The sequence below is a fragment of the Haladaptatus sp. QDMS2 genome (assembly GCF_029338295.1).
GTDB lineage: Archaea > Halobacteriota > Halobacteria > Halobacteriales > Halococcaceae > QDMS2.
Genome location: NZ_CP119791.1, coordinates 2,033,931 through 2,050,475 on the forward strand (window position 1 = coordinate 2,033,931; position 16,545 = coordinate 2,050,475).

The following is a 16,545-nucleotide window of genomic DNA, read 5'->3' on the forward strand; positions in this document are numbered from 1 at the left end:
GAGATAACATGTCACACGCCAATTCGACCGAAAACGGGAGCAACGCTACTCCCCGTGTCGGGTTCGTCGCCCACCACGCGCTCGGCATGGTTGGACTGGTCGTCGCCCTGGTGCTCGTGGCGAGCACCTACTCACTCGTCGTTTTACTGGCGAGTGAACTGGGCGTCCTCTCCTCCGTCGCCATCGTCTTCTTCGTCTTCCTCGTGTGGTGGCTGTTCTGGCTGGCGATGGAACTCGTCTGGACCTCCCGGCGGGCGTGACTCAGTCGTCGGCCGGGGCCGCTCGCTGGCCGAGGGAGACGGGTTCTGCCTCCACGCCCAGTTCGTCGAGCGCGGCCTGCGCCGCCTTCTTCCCCGAGAGTAACATCGCACCGAAGGTCGGTCCCATGCGCGGGAGTCCGTAGGTCGTCGCCGTCGCCATGCCGGTGACGATGACCCCGTCGTGGGCGAGGCCCGTCTTCTCGACGACGGCGTCCTCGGACTTGCCGACCCACATCGAGTCGTGGCCGGGCGAGTCGTGGCCCGGTGCGCCGTACTCGCCGGACCCGGTCTTGTCCATGCCGGTGTTGTGTTCTGCGGCGTGTTCGAGGCCGGGCGCGGAGAAGACGCCGCGCTCTCTGAGTTTGCTGATGACGAGCGCGTCGTGACCCGTCCCGTCGATGACGAGGTCACTCTCGACGGCCACCGGGTCCACGCAGGTGAGTTCTCGTGGCAGGGCGTGGACCGGCGTCCAGTTCATCACGATGCCGCCGACGCGATGGTCTTCTCGCACCACGATGTCGGTGAACTCGGTCATGTTCTGAATCTTCGCCCCCGCCGCACAGGCCGACTCGATGAGCGCGGACGTGGCGTGGGGACCGTCCGCGAGGTACAGCCCTTCCGTGTCGGTGTCCTCGTACGGGACGCCGAGTTCGTCGAGCACGTGGTGAGCGGGGCTTCTGACGGTAATCTTGTTCATCAGGAACCCGCCGAGCCAGAACCCGCCGCCGAGGTAGTTGTTCTTCTCTACGACCATCGTCTTCACGCCGCGACTGGACAGCTCCTTCGCGGCGACCAACCCGGAGGGCCCACCGCCGACGATGATGACGTCGGACTCGACGTGGTCTAAGAACTCCTCGCTCCAGGACTGGGCGATTGCACTCGTTACGCTCGCTTCACTGGCCTCGCTGAATGGGTCGAACTGCGTCATACCACTCGGTAATATAACCAAGTAATACAAAGGCGTTTGGGTCAGCGTCAGTCGCGGTCAGGTGGGTGGAAATCGTCGGTGCGGTGGACGAACCGGCGGCTAACCAGTGACATTCTAGGGGCGGACGCGAGCGACCAGTTCGGACGCGCGCCCGTCACGAGGTAGAAGCCGCTTACAGCGACTGCGCCGACGAGGGCGACCGTCAGCACCACGCTCAGGGCGAGGCTCAGACGCTGGGTGTACGTCGCCGCCGCGACGGCGAGCAAGAGGGTGCCAACCACGAGCCGGAGCGTGCGGTCGGTTCCGCCGACATTCTTCTGCATCTCGCTATCTGTAGGCGACGAGACATCCTAATCTCGAAGCACAACTGGTTGGGGAGTTGCGCAGGTATTCGACCGTGACTGGCCTCAGGGGCGCAGGTTTCGGTTGAGCAGATCGAAAATCTTGCGCGTGTCGCGGGCGTCGAAGGAGATGACCTCCGTGTGGTCTGCGAAAAAGGCGACCGTCCGCGACTCGACGTCGACCAGCAGGTTCCGTGGAACCGTCGATGGCGCGAGTCGGTTCGTGACCGGGAAGGTGACGCCGCCGTGGCCGTCGTACAACCGGGAGAGCGCGTCGTAGAGTTTCCGCGTGTCGCGCTGGTCCAGTTCGAACCAGATTGGGCTGAACGTCGCCACCTTGAACCGACCGCCTTCGAGCGAGGCGAACGGCTGGCAGGTCACGAGCGGTGGGCCGAGCTGTACGGAATCGTCCATCGCTCTCTCTACGTCGCACACCGACAAAATCGTTTCAGCGCCTCAGTCGTCGCGGTCGGTGCCTTCTCGAATCGCCCGCTCTGCCGCTTCGAGGGCGGCCTCGCGGTCGAAGTCGGCGACGATGGTCTCAAGTTCCTCGCGGGACGCTCCCTTCAGGTCCCGAGCGTGGCGCGTGATGTTCGGAATCGCCCGCATCACGTTGTCGATGACCGGGACGGCGGCCATCTGCGGCGAGCGGGATTTCGGGTTCAGGTCGACGACGATTTCGGTCTTCCCCATCGCGCCGAGCGCCTCCGCGCGGTCGCCGTCTTCGAGCGGGACGAGCACCACGTCTGCGTCGAAGATGCCGTCTGCATCTACCTTGCCGCGCTCGTGGCTCAGGCCCGGAATCCGTGCGTCTGCCGTGAGCCCTTTCACGTCCGTCGCGCCGTGCTCTGCCAAGTGGTCAGCGATGGCCTGCATTCGCTCTGGCGTCCGGTTGAACAGGTTCACCTCGATGTCCGCACCGGTCACCTCGGCGAGTTCGACGATTTCGCCGGGCACGAGCGCGGCGACGTTGCCGTTCACCGAGAGGACGGCGTGGTCCGCGAGCAAGAGGTGGGCAGCGGCGGCGCGTGCGGCCTCGTCCGCGCTCGGAAGCGTCCGTTCCCCGAGCAGGTAGTCGTAGGCCTCGCCACGCCCCTCGGCGATGAGTCCCTGGAGACTGGTGATGCCCGTTCGCACCCCTTCCTCGATGCGGTGTCGCGTGAGTAGCGACTCGTAGCGGGGGTGGTCTTCGGGAACCTCGATTTCGCTCATAGCACTGCTTCGGTCGGCCGCCTGAAAAATCGCGCGTTACTCTTCAAGGGTCGCACCCGGTGGGTGGATGCGACACGAATGCGCGTCGTAGCCAGCGTCCGAGAGGCCGGTTCCGAGCGCGAACACCGTCTGGCCGAGCATCGCCATCGCGGCCTGCCCACCCGCGTCCTGGACGGCGTCGATGGCCGTCTCCACCTCCGCAGTCAGCAGGTCTGCCTCGCGGGCGAATCGCCGAGAGGCGACCATCAACCGGGTGAGCGTCGGCTCTTCCATCAGGAAGGAGAGCGCACGTTCGCCCGCCGCCGTGAGTTGCACCGTGTCTCCCGTGATGATGTCGGCCGTCGAAAGCGAGCCAAACGTGCAGTACTCGACCGGGCCGCGGGCTGGAATCCCATCCAGGGTTCCGAAGCCGGGTGCGCCAGGTTCGAGCCGGATTGGAATCCCCCCGCGTGCCTGCGCTACCACGTCGCCGAGGCCGGTGCCCGCCTGCACCTCACCCGCGTGAGCGAGGCCGACCAGCGTGTTTTCAGACCGGTGGAGGTCGAAGACAGCGTTCGCTCCGAGCGCCGTGCCGAGAGCGGTGGCCCCGGAGACGCCGAAACCCGCGCTTATCGGGAGGTCGGTCGTCGCCGTTACCGTACACGAGACGCCGAGTTCCGAGAGGACGTGGTTCACCGCGGTCATCTCTGTGGGACGGCCGTCGAGCGTGACCGTCGTCTCTGCTGCCGGCTCGACGGTGACGTGAACGCCGTCGGTCAGCGTGAGGCCCGCCCCGCGCGACCCCGCACGGAGTGGGTCGTCGTGCTGGTGGGCGCTGAAGAATCCAGTGACGTGGCCGGGAACGAACGCCTGCGCTCGCTCTCGACTCATCGGCTCTTCGCCTCCATCGCCCGGTCACCCAGCATCATCTACTCGCGACTCCGTTACCCGATTGTAAAACGTTTACAATTTATTCTCGTCGTCGAAGAAGTCGGTTCGTTTCGCGCCCTCGTCGTCGGTCCCCCACGGCGGGTCGAACTCCTCGATAGAGAGTTGGGGGAGGTGTTTCGCACAGTGGATGTACGCCTCCTCGACGTCCACCTTCACCCACACCTTCTGCCGGTCGGTTCCCGAGGGGTCGACGGCACCCGACAACTCGTCGTGCAGGGTGGCCGGCCCGTTCACGTGCAGTCCGACGGTGGTGTCCCACCAATCGACGAACGTGAGGCTGGCGTAGGGGTTCTCTTCGATGTTGCCGAGCGAGGCGTGGACGCCGTTGCCCCGGTACTCGGGGTAGGCGAGTGTCTTCTCGTCGAGGACGGTGACGAACCCGCGCGGTCCGAGTCGCGGCGAGCAGTCTGTGTGCCCGTTCGCGTCGGCGGTCGCGAGAAAGAACAGGATGCGCTCACCGATGAACCGCTGCATCACTTCGTTCAACTCCTCGTGCATGCTGTCCTCGTAGAAGCGAAGTGCCCGTTCTTTCGTCCCGAAACGCTCTTGCAGCGCGTGCTCGCCGTCGCTGCCCGGCAGCTCGTCTCCCATTGGCGGCGCTACGGAGGTCGCGGGTATGGGCGTATCGGTTGCCGACCCTCAGTCGCTCTCACTACCGAGGACGGCGGTTTCTCCGCCCGAGAGGGAGACGTTCGCGACGACGACGTAGAGACCACCCGCGAGCAAGATTGCACCGAGCCCAACGACGGCCATCGCCGGCGAGGTGGCGTCCGCGAGCGCCCCGCTCCCGAGCTTGAGCGGCACACTGGCGACGGAAACCGCCATCGAAATCGCAGACAGCACCGTCGCCCGTCCGACCGAGGGCATCCGGTCGTTTAGGTGCTGTTCGACCATCGGGAGCGCCGCGTTGAACGCCGTGTGCATGAGCAAGAACGACGGCAGGGCCACCAGCGGGACGGCGAGGATGAGCAACAGGCTCGCCCCGAGCCCGATGGTCGCTAACATGAGCCAGCGGTGGACCCCAATCTGCTCCTGAATCCAGTCGGCAGACCCGGAGGCAATCGCACCGAACACCGCGAACGTCGCGTACATGACGCCCAGCTCGCCGAAACCGAGGCCGAGACGCGTGCTCACCGGCTGAACCAGAATCTCGACGCTCCACGTCGCCGCGTAGAACAGCGCGACGAACATGACGAACGCCCGCAACGGCGGTCGAAACAACTTCCGCTGGATGACGTCCCGAACGTGGGCAATCGAGAGCGTCTCGCCCGCCCCCGACTCGATGGTTGGTTCGGGCATCGTGAGCAACACGAGCGCGCTCACCAGTCCGAGAATCGCGAACGCGACGAACGGATACCGAATGTCCACCTCCGCGAGGGCACCCGCCGCGAGCGACGAGACGGCCCCGGTGATGAGCAGGACCGAGAATCCCCGACCCCGCACGCGAGTGAACGTCGCCTCGTTGCCGAACTGTTTCAGCGTGTCGTAGAGCCACGCGCTGTCGTTCCCAGAGCGCATGGTGATGGCCACTGCCCAGATGAAATACACCACGAGGAACGTCTCGAATCGCTGGGCGACGGCGAACGCGAGCGACGACCCACTCACGATGACCGCGCTCAGGATGAGACTCGTCCGCCGCCCGATGCGGTCGCCGAGGTAGCCCGTCGGCACCTCCCCGAGCACGAGCGTTACGGCGAAGATGGCGTCTAACACCATGATTTCCGTGAAGTTCAGATTCCGCGATTCGAGCAGGACGACCCAGATTGGCGCGATGAACCCGAACGACGAGCCAGCCATGTAGAAATAGTAGCGTAAAATGATGCTCGTTTGTGTGCGCGCCATAGCTTCCCCTCCTGTTAATGGATTGAGGTGCGCCGCGGAGAAAGCCGTTCCTGAAGCGGGGTGTTGGCACTGCGCAGGTTAGTAGTCGAGAAATGAGGATAGTCGGTTGCTTCCAGAGGGTGCGTCCTGATTAGGACGTCATGTTCGCGGTCGCGTCGTCGCCTACGTCGACAGACGCTACAGACTGACGAGACTCGCTCGCGCTAGCCTCGTCGGCAGTCAGGTCTTCGTCCTACGGACTCAGACGCTGACGGTTTGGCGAGAGTCACTACCGTTCCTCTCGCTAACAGCCAAATCTTCGCCCTATGGGCTCAGACGTTGTCTGTCCCGCGGGAACAGAACAGCCTCACGAATGTTGGACAGTCCGAGCATCGTCATGACGAGACGCTCGACACCGTATGCCCAGCCGGCGTGCGGTGGCATGCCGTACTTGAACATCTTGGTGTAGTATTCGAAGGCGTCCGGGTCGAGACCCTGCTGTTTGAAGCCTTCGACGAGGTTGTCGTAGCGGTGTTCACGCTGGCCACCGGAGACGAGTTCCATGCGCGGGTGCATGAGATCGAAGCCCTTCGAGAGGTCGGGGTCCTCGTCGTAGTCTTGGATGTAGAACGGCTTGATTTCGCTCGGCCAGTCGATGATGAAGTAGTGGCCGCCGACGTCCTTGCCGAGTGCCTTCTCGCCCTCGGTCGGGAGGTCGTCGCCCCAGACGAGTTGTTCGTCCAGTTCGCCCGTCGCGTTGATGCGCTGGATGGCCTCCTCGTAGGTGAGGCGTGGGAAGTCGTCCGCTGGGACCTCGAAGTCGTCTGCGAGGCCGAGGGTTTCGAGTTCTTCCTCGCAGTTCTCGGCGACGGCCGAGTAGGCCGCCTTGAGCGTCCCCTCGCACACGTCCATCGCTTCCTGGTGGTCGATGAACGCGCTCTCGAAGTCGATCATCGTCGCTTCGTTCAGGTGGCGTGGCGTGTTGTGTTCCTCTGCGCGGAAGATTGGGCCGATTTCGAAAACGCGCTCTAAGCCGGAGCCGACCATCAGCTGCTTGAACAGTTGTGGCGACTGGTTCATGAACGCTTCCTGGCCGAAGTAGGTAATCGGGAACAGTTCCGTCCCACCCTCCGTCCCGGTGGCGACGATTTTCGGCGTGTTGATTTCCGTGCCACCGACCGAGCGGAAGTAGTCGCGGACGGCGCGGAGAATCTCGGCGCGAATCTCGAAGATGGCCTTTGTCTCGTCGCGGCGGGCGTCGAGCGTGCGGTTGTCGAGGCGGGTCGAGAGTTCAGCGTCGACCTTTCCCGACGGGTCGAGGGGGAGTTCTGGCTCTGCGGCGGCGAGTATCTCGATGGACTCGGGGACGATTTCGACGCCGGTCGGGGCGCGCGGTTCTTCCTCGGCCTTGCCGGTGACCGTCACGACGCTCTCGCGGGAGACGTTCGTGCCGGTCTCGACGAGGTCGTCGTCCATCTCGTCTTTCTCGAACTTGACCTGAATCTTCCCCGTCTTGTCCCGGACGATGAGGAAAGCAATCCCACCGAGGTCGCGCGTCTCGTGCGCCCAGCCCGCGATGGTGACCGTCTCGCCGGGCGAGACGTCTGCCGTGTGTGTGCGGTCCTGCATACCCGCGAATTTGGAGGCACCCCCTTTAAGATACTCGCTTTTCACCCTCTTACGCGAGTCAGCGCCAGGTGCGCGCGTTCCCCTCACTCTCGAATCCGACGGATTTCTGGACTGTCTGGGTTAATATATAGGATATGCTGAGTCGCCACTGCCTTCCGTACTGGAAGGTTGGATATACCGAGTTTTGGGGCGCTTATGTCCGACTTACCGATTTCGCAGTGTATGACAATCAGTAACCGAAGAGTATCATATGATAGAACATATCTGTGACACGGGACAGCTCATATTCGTGCGACGGTGACCGCTTCGAGGACCCGTGAACACGCGACAATAAACAATATTATGTTTCTGACAGTATTTATTTCGCGAATGTAGGATATGGTGGTAAAAACACGACACGGGTCGTCTCTGTCAGACGCTGCGAATCGCTCGTCAAACATCTTCAGAATCTGCAACGTTGGATTAACCTTATCTTAAGGGAGCGCATATTATGGTTTGGTTCACGGTAACCAGCATGGTGGGCGTAGGGGGCCCAAGTGGGGGAATGTGGGGAAAGGCCAGTGTATCTGTGCCTGCCAGTTCCGCTTGGCAGCTCGTACGAACATTTCGTGCTCAACGGTGATACAAATGAGTTCACTACAATCCGTCGCGCACGACGCCGACGTGGGGGGAGACGTTGAAATCAAAGCAGACCCGCTTGACAAAGACGTCATCTTCGAAATCTTGAAGAACCGCCGCCGCCGCGATGCGCTCCGCTACCTCGAACAGAACGGGGGCACAGCCCGTCTGGACGAACTTGCAGAGTACATTGCAGCGAAAGAAAACAACATCACGGTCATGGAACTGTCCTCTGACCAGCGAAAGCGAGTGTACATCGGACTGTACCAGTGCCACCTGCCGAAGATGGACAGTGCTGGCATCATCGCGTTCAACAAGAATCGCGGGACGATTCAGTTGCTCGAATCGGCTGGGCAACTCGACCCGTACCTGATGGAAACGCAGACGGAATCGCCGTCGTCAATCGGCAAGTACGTCCTCGCGATGGCCATTACCATCGGTCTCGGCGTCTCGGCTGCCCTCATCGGTATCTCGCCGTTCACGTCGATTCCCGGTCTGTGGTGGGCCGCACTCAGTACCGCGACGCTCGTCGCGGTCACCGGTGTGCAGCTTTACACCGAATACTCGCCAGAGGGGCGTGTGTTCGAACTGGTGTCTGCCCTTCGCGGACAGGCAGCCCAGCCGACCGAATAACGGCTCCGCACCGAATATCCCGCTGACCGGCCCACATTTTTTGTGACTAAAACTACATATCCTAGGAATACGTCTGAATAACAGACTATGGGGATTCTGGGGGAAAATGGAGACGGCGGAACGACCACGAGGCGCATCCTCTCGCTCCTTGGAGATAGCGTCGCCCGCGAGATTCTGCAAGCGGGAAGTGGTGGTCCGGTGACGATAGAGGACCTGACCGAACAGACCGGCGTCTCTCAATCGACCGTGTACAGACGGCTCTCTGATCTCGTAGAGAGCGGACTCGTCCGCGAGGACCACGCGAGGGTCTCTGCGCCGAACAAGCGGGCGTTCGTAACGGCCATCGACTCGCTCGCGATCGACATCACCACGGACGGCATCGCCGTACATCTCGACCAGGCTCCGTCCACAGGGGTTGCGGTTCGGGAACTTAACTTGGAGCCCCTCGACTTCGACCTCGATGAGCGAGTAATGACGGTCCGACTCGCCCTCGACGACGAGCTGATGGCGCAGTTCGAGAAGCTCTGGGAACGCACTCGCGAGTCTCCCTAGCCGGACGTTCATATCGTCAGCCCGCTAACAGGCGGTATGGTCGGTGAATTGCCACCCGAGGTGACGCGGGCAGACCACTACCGATTACCGGACGGCACGTTCGAAATCGTCTTCGCCGTCGAAGGCGGCCGCGTCCTCACGTTCCGCGAGTATCAGTCTCACGGTGAATTTCTGCGAACCGTCCGTGACGCCAACTATCTCGGGACGCACGCCGGAGTGAATGCGCTCCCGGACATCGATTCGTTTCGTAACGACGAGTGACACTCAGCGCACGCAGAGTGTTCACAGCCGAGGCACGAATCCAGTGCGTTTATCAGCTGACAGAACAAATATACGCGTGCTCAGGGCCGCGACGCACCTATGCCAGTTCGCGTGCCAGCGACTATTGTGGTTGCGGCCCAGAGCCTTTCGAGACGCTATTTCGCAGAGCTGAAAGCTCACACGCTCAAACCTGTCCCGTCCGCCCGACGACGCGTTCCTGTCTCGGGGACCGGTCCTGTTCGACTACCGCCGCGAGCTGCCCGTACGCCTTCGCGAGTCTGAGCAGGTAAAAGAGACCGAAGACGCCGAGTTTCTCCCTGATTGAAAGTGACTCCCACCCGACGACGAGCGTCCGCAACGCCCGCCGCGTCGGGGGGAGGTAGGCCGCGGGATTTACGATACCGCGAAGCGGGGTCCCGTAGCGCTCGGGATAGTAGCGGCGCAATTGACTTTTACCGCGGCCGATGCGAACCGCCTTCTTCACGAGCGCTCGCACCGACGTTCTCGCCGGGTGGCGCATCACGATGTCTGGCGCGTACACGAGTTGATAGCCTGCCCCGGCCACGCGGTTTCCGAACTCCACGTCGCCGCTCGACGTGAGGCGGTCGTCGAACGGGCCAACCGCCTCAACGAGCGCCGTCCGGACGACGAGACAGCACGTCGGCGCGAACCCGAGGCGGTGGACGAAGTACGCGACACGCAGGTCGGTCAGCCGATTGTACTTCGCCGCGAACGTCTCCCGACCCTCGGAGGACACCTCGACCGCACACCCGAGGTACGAGACGTCCTTGCCCATGCGCTCGACGACGGCTTCGAGCCACCCCGGCTCGACGGTGACGTTCGCGTCCACGAACGCGAGTAGGAAACCTCGCGCGTGTCGAATTCCTCGATTTCTCGCGGCGTAGGAACTCTGCACCGCTGTCTCGACGAGCAGCTTCACCCGTTCATCGCGCCGTGCGAAGGCCCGAGCGACCGCTCTCGTGTCGTCGGTCGAGCCGTTGTCCACGACCAGAACCTCGAAATCCGGGTCCGTTTGCGCAGAAAGCGTGGTGAGCGTTTGTTTCAATCCAACCGGGTCGTTCAAAACAGGGACGATAATCGAGACCCGGGGAGCCATCTCAGTCGCTGCCGTGGCGGGCCGCCCAGTCGCCGACGGCGGTCGAACTGTGGCGAACGGGAGGCTTCTTCTCAGTCTCCGTTTTCGCCTCGTCCACTGGCTTCCAGCGTCCGGAGGCGTAGTAGAGCGTCTTCGTCTCCTCTGCCTCCTTGCCGAGCAACGGCTGGCAAAGTGCACAATCGATGACACGCCCCCCTGGGCGGTGCGGGCATTGCTCCCCCATACTGGTGTGAAACGGCCAGCAGTCGTTTAGTTATTCGACGGCTTCGAGCGGTCATCTTCCGGCCGATTTTGGTTAAGGTTCGCTTTCATCACTACCCGAAAGCGCGAAGCGCGAGCCAACGTGTATGAAATAAAACACTTGCCCTCAGTAAAACCGGGTTGAGGCCCGCTATCCCGTCGTTAGCCGGTCTATACTCTTGCGTGTCCATTCCCTTCGAGTTTACAGGTATGTTCTCTGTCGCGTTCGTCGGCACCGGGGCGAAAACGCCGCCACCGGGCACGAAAGGATTCGCGATGGCCTACCGCCACGCGAGCGGGTACGCCAGACTCCCGCAGTGCCAGCTCGTCGCGTGCGCCGACATCGTTCGCGAGAACGCACAGGCGTTCGCCGAGGCGTTCGGCATCGACGGCGTCTACACCGACGTGTCGACGATGCTCGACGCCGCGAACCCCGACATCGTGAGCATCGCCACGCCGCCGGGAACGCACGCTGACATCGTCACCGCCTGCGCTCGCCATCCCTCGGTGCGGGCGATTCACTGTGAGAAGCCGATGGCGCTCACCTGGGGTGACGCAAAACGGATGGTCGCCGTCTGCGACGCGGCGGACGTTCAACTCACGTTCAACCACCAGTATCGCTTCGGCGAACCGTTTCGCCGGATGAAGGCCTTGCTCGATGCGGGTGAAATCGGGACGCTCGAACGCATCGAATTCGCCGACCGCGACCTCTACGACACGGGAACGCACCTGTTCGACCTTGCCGACTACATGACCGACGGCACGCCGGTCGAGTGGGTCCTCGCGCAGGTCGAATACTCCGTCGAAAATCGGTGGTTCGGGACGCACAACGAGAACCAGGGACTCGCCCAGTGGAAGTACGACTCGGGCGTCTATGGCCTCGCCGCGACGGGCTGGGGTGCGGACATGATCGGCTGTTTCCTCAGACTCGTCGGGAGCGAGGGCGTCATCGAGATTCGCCACAGCACGCCCGCACTGTTCGTCAAGACGATGGGCGACTGGCGCGCGGTCGACACCGGCGGTGAGGGCGTCTACGGACCACCGCAATCTGGTCGCATGGGCGCACTGCTCTCCCGATTCGGCCGCGAGGAACGGACGACGTACGTAGACCGGGCTATCGCCCACATCGTCGAGTGCCTCCAAACCGACCGCGAGAGCGAACTGAGCGGGAAACACGCGCTCGCGGCGACCGAACTCATCTTCGCGTGCTGGGAATCCGCCCGCCGCCGAGGACGGGTCAGCCTCCCACTCGGCGTCGAGGACAATCCGCTCGAATCGATGGTCGAGGCTGGCGACCTGCGACCCGCCACCGATTCGACCCATCCAGAAACATGACGACATTCGACACCCTGCCCGCCCGCTATCGGTCGCTCGTCGCGCGGACGACCGCGGTCACGATTCCCGAACACGAAATCCTCGCGACGGTCGTCGTGGTGCTCTATCGGACGGACCGAGCCGCCTTCGAAACGACGCTCGCCGCCCTCGACGCACAGACGGCGGACGCCTTCGACGTCATCGTCGTGGACAACGGGACGACGTGGGACGTCCCCGCGGTGCTCGCCGGGTCGCGCCGGGTCCGAACCTACGTCGAACTGACCGGAAACCACGGCGTGACGGTGGCCCGAAATCTAGGGGCGCATCTGGCTGCCGGGCCACTTCTCGTCTTTCTCGACGACGACGCGGTTCCAGACCCCCACTTCGTCGAAGAACACCTTCGCGTCCATCGAGTGAGCAACGTCATCGCCGCCCGCGGGCGGGTCGTCCCGCGCACCGACACCATCTACAACAAGATGCAGAGCCACTACGACCTCGGCCCGGCTCAGTTCCCGACGTACATCAACGTGGAGGGAAACACCTCGTTCGACCGCGACACCTTCCGCTCGCTCGGCGGCTACGACGAGTCGTTCGAGGGCCGCGCCGGTCACGAAGGCATCGAGTGGACCTACCGCGCACTCGAGGCGGGTATTCCGGCGTCGAAAATCGTCTACTACCCGGACGCCGTGGTCGCCCACGATTACGCCGACGGATTCTGGGCGTACGTCAACAAAAAGCGGTACTTCAGGCGCTATCAGGCCGCCCTCCGTGAGGACTACCCGCATCTGTTCGCCTTCACGAGCGAGTACGAGGCGAACCGACCGGGCGTCCCCGGCCGCCTCGGCTTTACTGACCGGCTCAAAATTCGTCTTATCGAATCGCTCGCGGCACCGCTGAGTGCGCTCCGCCGCTGACCCGGCGCGCTCAGAACAGGCCGATGGCGGCGACCTGTGACAGCGCGAGTTGCGCCCCGATGACGATACCGAACAGTCCTGCTGCGCCCTTTAGGTACGCGGAGAACTGCGTATCGAGGGTGTGCCCCCAGATGACCGAGACGGCGGCCATCGTCGCGATGGTGAGGACGCTGAACGCCGCGAGGAAGGTGAGCGCGCTGCCCATCGTCGGCGCGGAGGAGACGAGTGCGACGACGAGGATGCCGCTCCCGGCGAATCCGTGGAGCACGCCGACGAGGAACGAGTCGTCGTTTACGTGCTGGTGGTCGGAGCCAAATGCGGACTCGCCGACGCGCAGGTGGGTGTGGACGCCGGTGCCATGAGTATGGGCTTCGACGTCCACGCCGCCGACGGCGGAGTACAGCATCCGCGCGCCGAGGAAGATGAGGATGCCGCCGACGACGAACTCGAACAGTCTGGTTATCGACTCGGGAAGGTGGACGCCGAAGGCCACGAATAGGAGGCCGAGGACGACGATGGGGAGCGAGTGCCCGATGCCCCACGACGCGCCGACCACGCCCGACTGGTCGGTGTCGTCCTCGACGAGCGTCGCGACCGCCGCGAGGTGGTCCGATTCGAGGGCGTGGCGCACGCCCAGGACCGCGCCCGCCGTCGCCGCTGCGATGAGTGACATGGACGTAGATTATCGGTATGACAATTATACTCTTGGATTCTGGCAGTTGTGCGGGGGTTTCAGCCGGTCAGTCGTCAGCGAAGCCCGCCGTGTCCTCGCGCTCGTTGTACCACACGTCCACGTGGCGTTCCGGTTCGTAGGGTTTGCCCACGATGTCGAGGCGGCCGTCGCCGTTCAGGTCGACGACTTTCGCCTCGTGGGTGGGAATTCCCGTCGCGATGACCACCGGTTCGAACGTGCCGTCACCCTGGTTGTGGAACACGAAGTGACGGGGGTTCGGATTCTCGCCGAGGCCCATCTCGCCGACGTAGATGTCGAGGTGGCCGTCGCCGTCTACGTCCGCGACCTGCAAACTGTGCGGGCAGAACAGGTCTTCGTGGATGAAGGTCGCCTCCCACGTCGGCGGGTCGAGAATCGCGAGGCGGCCGGGGTGGGTACCGTAGGTTGGCGAGTCGCCCTCTGCCAGGATTATCTCAAGGTCTCCATCGTCGTCTATGTCCGCGACGGCGGCACGGGTGTAGTCCCACCCCGTCGAAATTTCTTCGTGGTGCCAAAGTTCGCCGGGCGTGGCAGGCTGTGAGAAGATGTGCGGGCCAGCGACGACTTCCGTCTCGCCGTCGCCGTCTACGTCCACCACGACGAGGCCCTCGACGGCCAGCCCCTCGGCAATGACGTGGAGGTTCTCCTCGGGCCAGGGCGACTGGGTGGGGTCGGCTGGAACGTCGTAGTAGAAGATGACTTTGCTCTCCTGTGAGAGGCCGACGATTTCGTTCTCGCCGTCGTCGTCCACGTCGGCGACCGCGATGTCGTGGTACTTGTCGTACTTGTCGTGGATCAGGTGTTCGGGCCACGGTTGGGTGGGGTCTGCTGGCTGTTCGAGCCAGAATAGCTTCGTCCCCCGGTAAGCTTGGCCCACGACGAGGTCGAGGCGGCCGTCGCCGTTCACGTCGCCGAGCGCGTTGCCGAAGACGTAGAGGTCGGGCGAGGTGGAGAGACGGTGGCGTCGCCACCCGGGATTCTCGTACCAGAAGATGCTCTCCTCTTTCAGACCGACCATGTCCTTCAGTCCCGCGAGGTTGGGCAGGCTGCTGTAGCGCCCCCGAATCTTCATGTTCTTTATCGCTCCCATCCCGCCGACGATGACGTCGGGGAGGCCGTTGCCGGTCAAATCCGTCGTGAGGCAGATGCCGAGGCGCGTACACGGCGGCCGCGGGTCGATGGTCTCGTGGCGGAACTTCATGGGAAAACTGACGGCCTCGGTTCGAATTGTAAGCGACCGCTTAATCGGCCCGCGCCGGTGAGGGGGAGTCGTCGCCGGGTGATTTTCCGGTAATCGCCTGCAGGACCGACACCCCGTGAGCAAGTGCGTCGAGTGCGTCCTCGGGGTGGTCGTGTTCGTAGACGACCCACTCGGTCCCGAGGCGCGCTGCGGCCGTCGCCGTGGCCGCGATGTCGAGGCCACCGGTGCCCGGTTGAACCGACCGCTGGCCGCCGCCGGGTCGCGGCGTCTCCGACTTCGCAACATCTTTCAGGTGGACGAGCGGCGAGCGACCGGCGACGTATTCGAGCACCTCAACGGGGTCGTGACCAGCAGCCACCACCGCCCCGACGTCCACTTCGAACTGCACGTACTCCGGGTCGAGAAGTGTCGCGAGCAGGCCGTACGCCGTCGGTTCAAGGGGGACCTCGGGCAGGTCGGTAAGGTATCGTTTCATGAACTGTCTGTCACCGGCGGAGCCCAGAATGCGCCACACGCGCTGGCCGAACGACTCCGTGCGCACGTCGTGGGTCTCGGGCGAAATCGACGTAAGCGCCGCTCCGAGCCACCCCGACTCGACGAGCGGGAAGAAGTCGTGGTCCTGATTGTGATAGAGGAGACTGAAGCCCTCGGCTGTGAGCTGCTCGCCGAGTCGATTGAGTCGTTCCGCGAGCTGTCGCACCCGTCGCTCAGTCAGGAAGTGTGCCTTCGAGAGGTGCGGGACGACGAGCGTATCACACCCGAGCGTCCGGTAGCGAGGGAGCAGCGTCTCGCGGTCGTATTCGAGTTGCTGTAATTCGACGTGGGCGGCGACGGGGACGACGCCGGTCTCCGCGAGCGCGCGGGCGACGGGTTCCGGGTCTTCGCGCTGGATGCGATGGGCGAACTCGACCCCTTCGATGCCGGCTTCCGACACCCGGCGGACGACGTCGGCGAGCGGTTCGTCGAGGTCTCGAATCGTGTAGAGTTGGATGGCGGAGCGAAGCATGCGAACCTGGCTGCTCAGACACGGCGTGAGGGCATTGTAAGCCGACCGTTAATGCGTCGTGTCGCTGTCCGAATCGCGTCCCCGAGGTCGGATAGCTCCCATCGCAGCGTCGATTCGGGGACGTGCCCCGCAAGTCGCGGAAGGAGATACGGGTCGCTTCCCGGTGCGACGAGGCGACCTGCCGTCGTCACGGCGAGAGCGTGAGAATCGCGAACGAGCACGACGCTCGCCGGGTCGTGGTCGCCGTAGGGGTACGAAAAGCGGTCGATTTCCACGCCGACGATGGTTTCCAGGGCGGCCTTCGCGCCGAGAATCTCCTCACGACGGGCTTCGTCGTCTCCGAGTTCAGAGAGGCGTGGGTGGCTCCGTGTGTGATTGCCCACGGTCACGAGTGGGTCCGTGGCGAGCGCCCGTAGTTGCGCCGCGGTCAACATGACCTGGTCCGCCGTCGGTTCGAGTTCGTGACGCGCTGCGAAGTGGCTCAGATTCTCGTCGCCGACGAAATCGCTCGACACGAACACGGTCGCCGGACAGTCGAACTCCCGGAGCAGGGGGAGCGTGTTCGTCTCGAAGTCGGCGAAGCCGTCGTCGAAGGTGATGGCGACCCGTTTTTTGGTCCCCGACTCCAGTACGTCGGGCAGGTCACAGACGGTGTACCGGCTTGTGAGATAGTCGAGGTCGCGGCGGAACCGCTCGACAGAGACAGTGCCAAAGCGTCCGGGCATCCCCACCGAATGGTAGACGAGAATCGCGTTTCTGCGGTCGGGGAATCGGCTGGAGAGACGGAGCCTGCGGTCGCTGCTGGCGAGTGCGTCCCACGCCCCGGTCATAGCGAAAGGAGGGTCGCCGAGTGGCT

The 16,545-nt window shown here is 63.6% G+C and carries 20 protein-coding genes; 6 read left to right on the forward strand and 14 right to left on the reverse strand.

The window, feature by feature from the left end:
- Positions 1-8 precede the first annotated feature (8 nt).
- Positions 9-260 carry a hypothetical protein gene (locus P1M51_RS11095; protein ID WP_276248272.1) on the forward strand — a complete coding sequence of 84 codons (252 nt, stop codon included), beginning with the start codon at positions 9-11 and terminating at the stop codon, positions 258-260.
- 1 nt (position 261) lies between these two features.
- Here P1M51_RS11095 and P1M51_RS11100 read toward each other — a convergent pair whose 3' ends face one another.
- The 8 genes from P1M51_RS11100 to aspS form a co-directional block, all read right to left on the reverse strand.
- Positions 262-1,188: a sulfide-dependent adenosine diphosphate thiazole synthase gene (locus P1M51_RS11100; RefSeq protein WP_276248273.1), complete on the reverse strand. Its 927-nt coding sequence runs from the start codon at positions 1,186-1,188 to the stop codon at positions 262-264.
- A 47-nt stretch (positions 1,189-1,235) separates the two neighbouring features.
- Positions 1,236-1,511, reverse strand: a complete 276-nt coding sequence (locus P1M51_RS11105; RefSeq protein ID WP_276248274.1) for a DUF2892 domain-containing protein — start codon at positions 1,509-1,511, stop codon at positions 1,236-1,238.
- An 84-nt stretch (positions 1,512-1,595) separates the two neighbouring features.
- The gene (locus P1M51_RS11110; protein ID WP_276248275.1) at positions 1,596-1,943 is read right to left on the reverse strand and encodes a hypothetical protein; all 348 of its coding nucleotides are present in this window, start codon (positions 1,941-1,943) and stop codon (positions 1,596-1,598) included.
- 42 nt (positions 1,944-1,985) lie between these two features.
- Entirely contained in the window at positions 1,986-2,741 is a 756-nt protein-coding gene (locus P1M51_RS11115) for a 4-phosphopantoate--beta-alanine ligase (RefSeq protein WP_276248276.1), read from the reverse strand.
- Between the two features lie 36 nt (positions 2,742-2,777).
- Positions 2,778-3,611 (reverse strand): pantoate kinase, encoded by an 834-nt coding sequence (locus P1M51_RS11120; RefSeq protein WP_276248277.1) that lies wholly within the window; start codon positions 3,609-3,611, stop codon positions 2,778-2,780.
- Between the two features lie 72 nt (positions 3,612-3,683).
- Positions 3,684-4,262 (reverse strand): pyridoxamine 5'-phosphate oxidase family protein, encoded by a 579-nt coding sequence (locus P1M51_RS11125; protein ID WP_276248278.1) that lies wholly within the window; start codon positions 4,260-4,262, stop codon positions 3,684-3,686.
- 48 nt (positions 4,263-4,310) lie between these two features.
- Positions 4,311-5,513, reverse strand: a complete 1,203-nt coding sequence (locus tag P1M51_RS11130; protein ID WP_276248279.1) for an MFS transporter — start codon at positions 5,511-5,513, stop codon at positions 4,311-4,313.
- A gap of 303 nt (positions 5,514-5,816) precedes the next feature.
- Positions 5,817-7,121 (reverse strand): aspartate--tRNA(Asn) ligase, encoded by a 1,305-nt coding sequence (gene aspS, locus P1M51_RS11135; protein WP_276248280.1) that lies wholly within the window; start codon positions 7,119-7,121, stop codon positions 5,817-5,819.
- A 627-nt stretch (positions 7,122-7,748) separates the two neighbouring features.
- Here aspS and P1M51_RS11140 point away from each other — a divergent pair.
- The 3 genes from P1M51_RS11140 (at position 7,749) to P1M51_RS11150 (ending at position 9,185) form a co-directional block, all read left to right on the forward strand.
- Positions 7,749-8,372 carry a hypothetical protein gene (locus P1M51_RS11140; protein ID WP_276248281.1) on the forward strand — a complete coding sequence of 208 codons (624 nt, stop codon included), beginning with the start codon at positions 7,749-7,751 and terminating at the stop codon, positions 8,370-8,372.
- Between the two features lie 87 nt (positions 8,373-8,459).
- Positions 8,460-8,924 (forward strand): helix-turn-helix domain-containing protein, encoded by a 465-nt coding sequence (locus P1M51_RS11145; protein WP_276248282.1) that lies wholly within the window; start codon positions 8,460-8,462, stop codon positions 8,922-8,924.
- Positions 8,925-8,960: 36 nt separating this feature from the next.
- A complete protein-coding gene (locus P1M51_RS11150) occupies positions 8,961-9,185 on the forward strand; it encodes a hypothetical protein (protein WP_276248283.1) in 225 nt (74 codons plus the stop codon).
- Positions 9,186-9,369: 184 nt separating this feature from the next.
- Here the strand turns inward: P1M51_RS11150 and P1M51_RS11155 are convergent, their stop codons facing one another.
- Both P1M51_RS11155 and P1M51_RS11160 read right to left on the reverse strand, forming a co-directional pair.
- Positions 9,370-10,302: a glycosyltransferase family 2 protein gene (locus P1M51_RS11155; protein WP_276248284.1), complete on the reverse strand. Its 933-nt coding sequence runs from the start codon at positions 10,300-10,302 to the stop codon at positions 9,370-9,372.
- Between the two features lies 1 nt (position 10,303).
- The gene (locus P1M51_RS11160) at positions 10,304-10,525 is read right to left on the reverse strand and encodes a hypothetical protein (RefSeq protein ID WP_276248285.1); all 222 of its coding nucleotides are present in this window, start codon (positions 10,523-10,525) and stop codon (positions 10,304-10,306) included.
- 227 nt (positions 10,526-10,752) lie between these two features.
- On the opposite strand from P1M51_RS11160, the gene P1M51_RS11165 reads away from it, so the two are divergent.
- On the forward strand, positions 10,753-11,877 hold the full coding sequence (locus P1M51_RS11165; protein ID WP_276248286.1) for a Gfo/Idh/MocA family protein: 1,125 nt from the start codon (positions 10,753-10,755) through the stop codon (positions 11,875-11,877).
- Positions 11,874-12,770 (forward strand): glycosyltransferase family 2 protein, encoded by an 897-nt coding sequence (locus P1M51_RS11170; protein WP_276248287.1) that lies wholly within the window; start codon positions 11,874-11,876, stop codon positions 12,768-12,770. Before P1M51_RS11165 ends, P1M51_RS11170 begins: the two co-directional genes overlap by 4 nt.
- Positions 12,771-12,780: 10 nt before the next feature.
- Here P1M51_RS11170 and P1M51_RS11175 read toward each other — a convergent pair whose 3' ends face one another.
- The 4 genes from P1M51_RS11175 to P1M51_RS11190 all read right to left on the reverse strand — a co-directional run bounded on the left by P1M51_RS11175 (position 12,781) and on the right by P1M51_RS11190 (position 16,519).
- Complete coding sequence (locus P1M51_RS11175) at positions 12,781-13,443, reverse strand: hypothetical protein (RefSeq protein WP_276248288.1); 663 nt, start codon at positions 13,441-13,443, stop codon at positions 12,781-12,783.
- A 67-nt stretch (positions 13,444-13,510) separates the two neighbouring features.
- On the reverse strand, positions 13,511-14,683 hold the full coding sequence (locus P1M51_RS11180; RefSeq protein ID WP_276248289.1) for a VCBS repeat-containing protein: 1,173 nt from the start codon (positions 14,681-14,683) through the stop codon (positions 13,511-13,513).
- A gap of 40 nt (positions 14,684-14,723) precedes the next feature.
- A complete protein-coding gene (locus tag P1M51_RS11185; RefSeq protein WP_276248290.1) occupies positions 14,724-15,689 on the reverse strand; it encodes a sugar phosphate isomerase/epimerase in 966 nt (321 codons plus the stop codon).
- A 14-nt stretch (positions 15,690-15,703) separates the two neighbouring features.
- Complete coding sequence (locus P1M51_RS11190) at positions 15,704-16,519, reverse strand: polysaccharide deacetylase family protein (RefSeq protein ID WP_276248291.1); 816 nt, start codon at positions 16,517-16,519, stop codon at positions 15,704-15,706.
- Between the last annotated feature and the right edge of the window lie 26 nt (positions 16,520-16,545).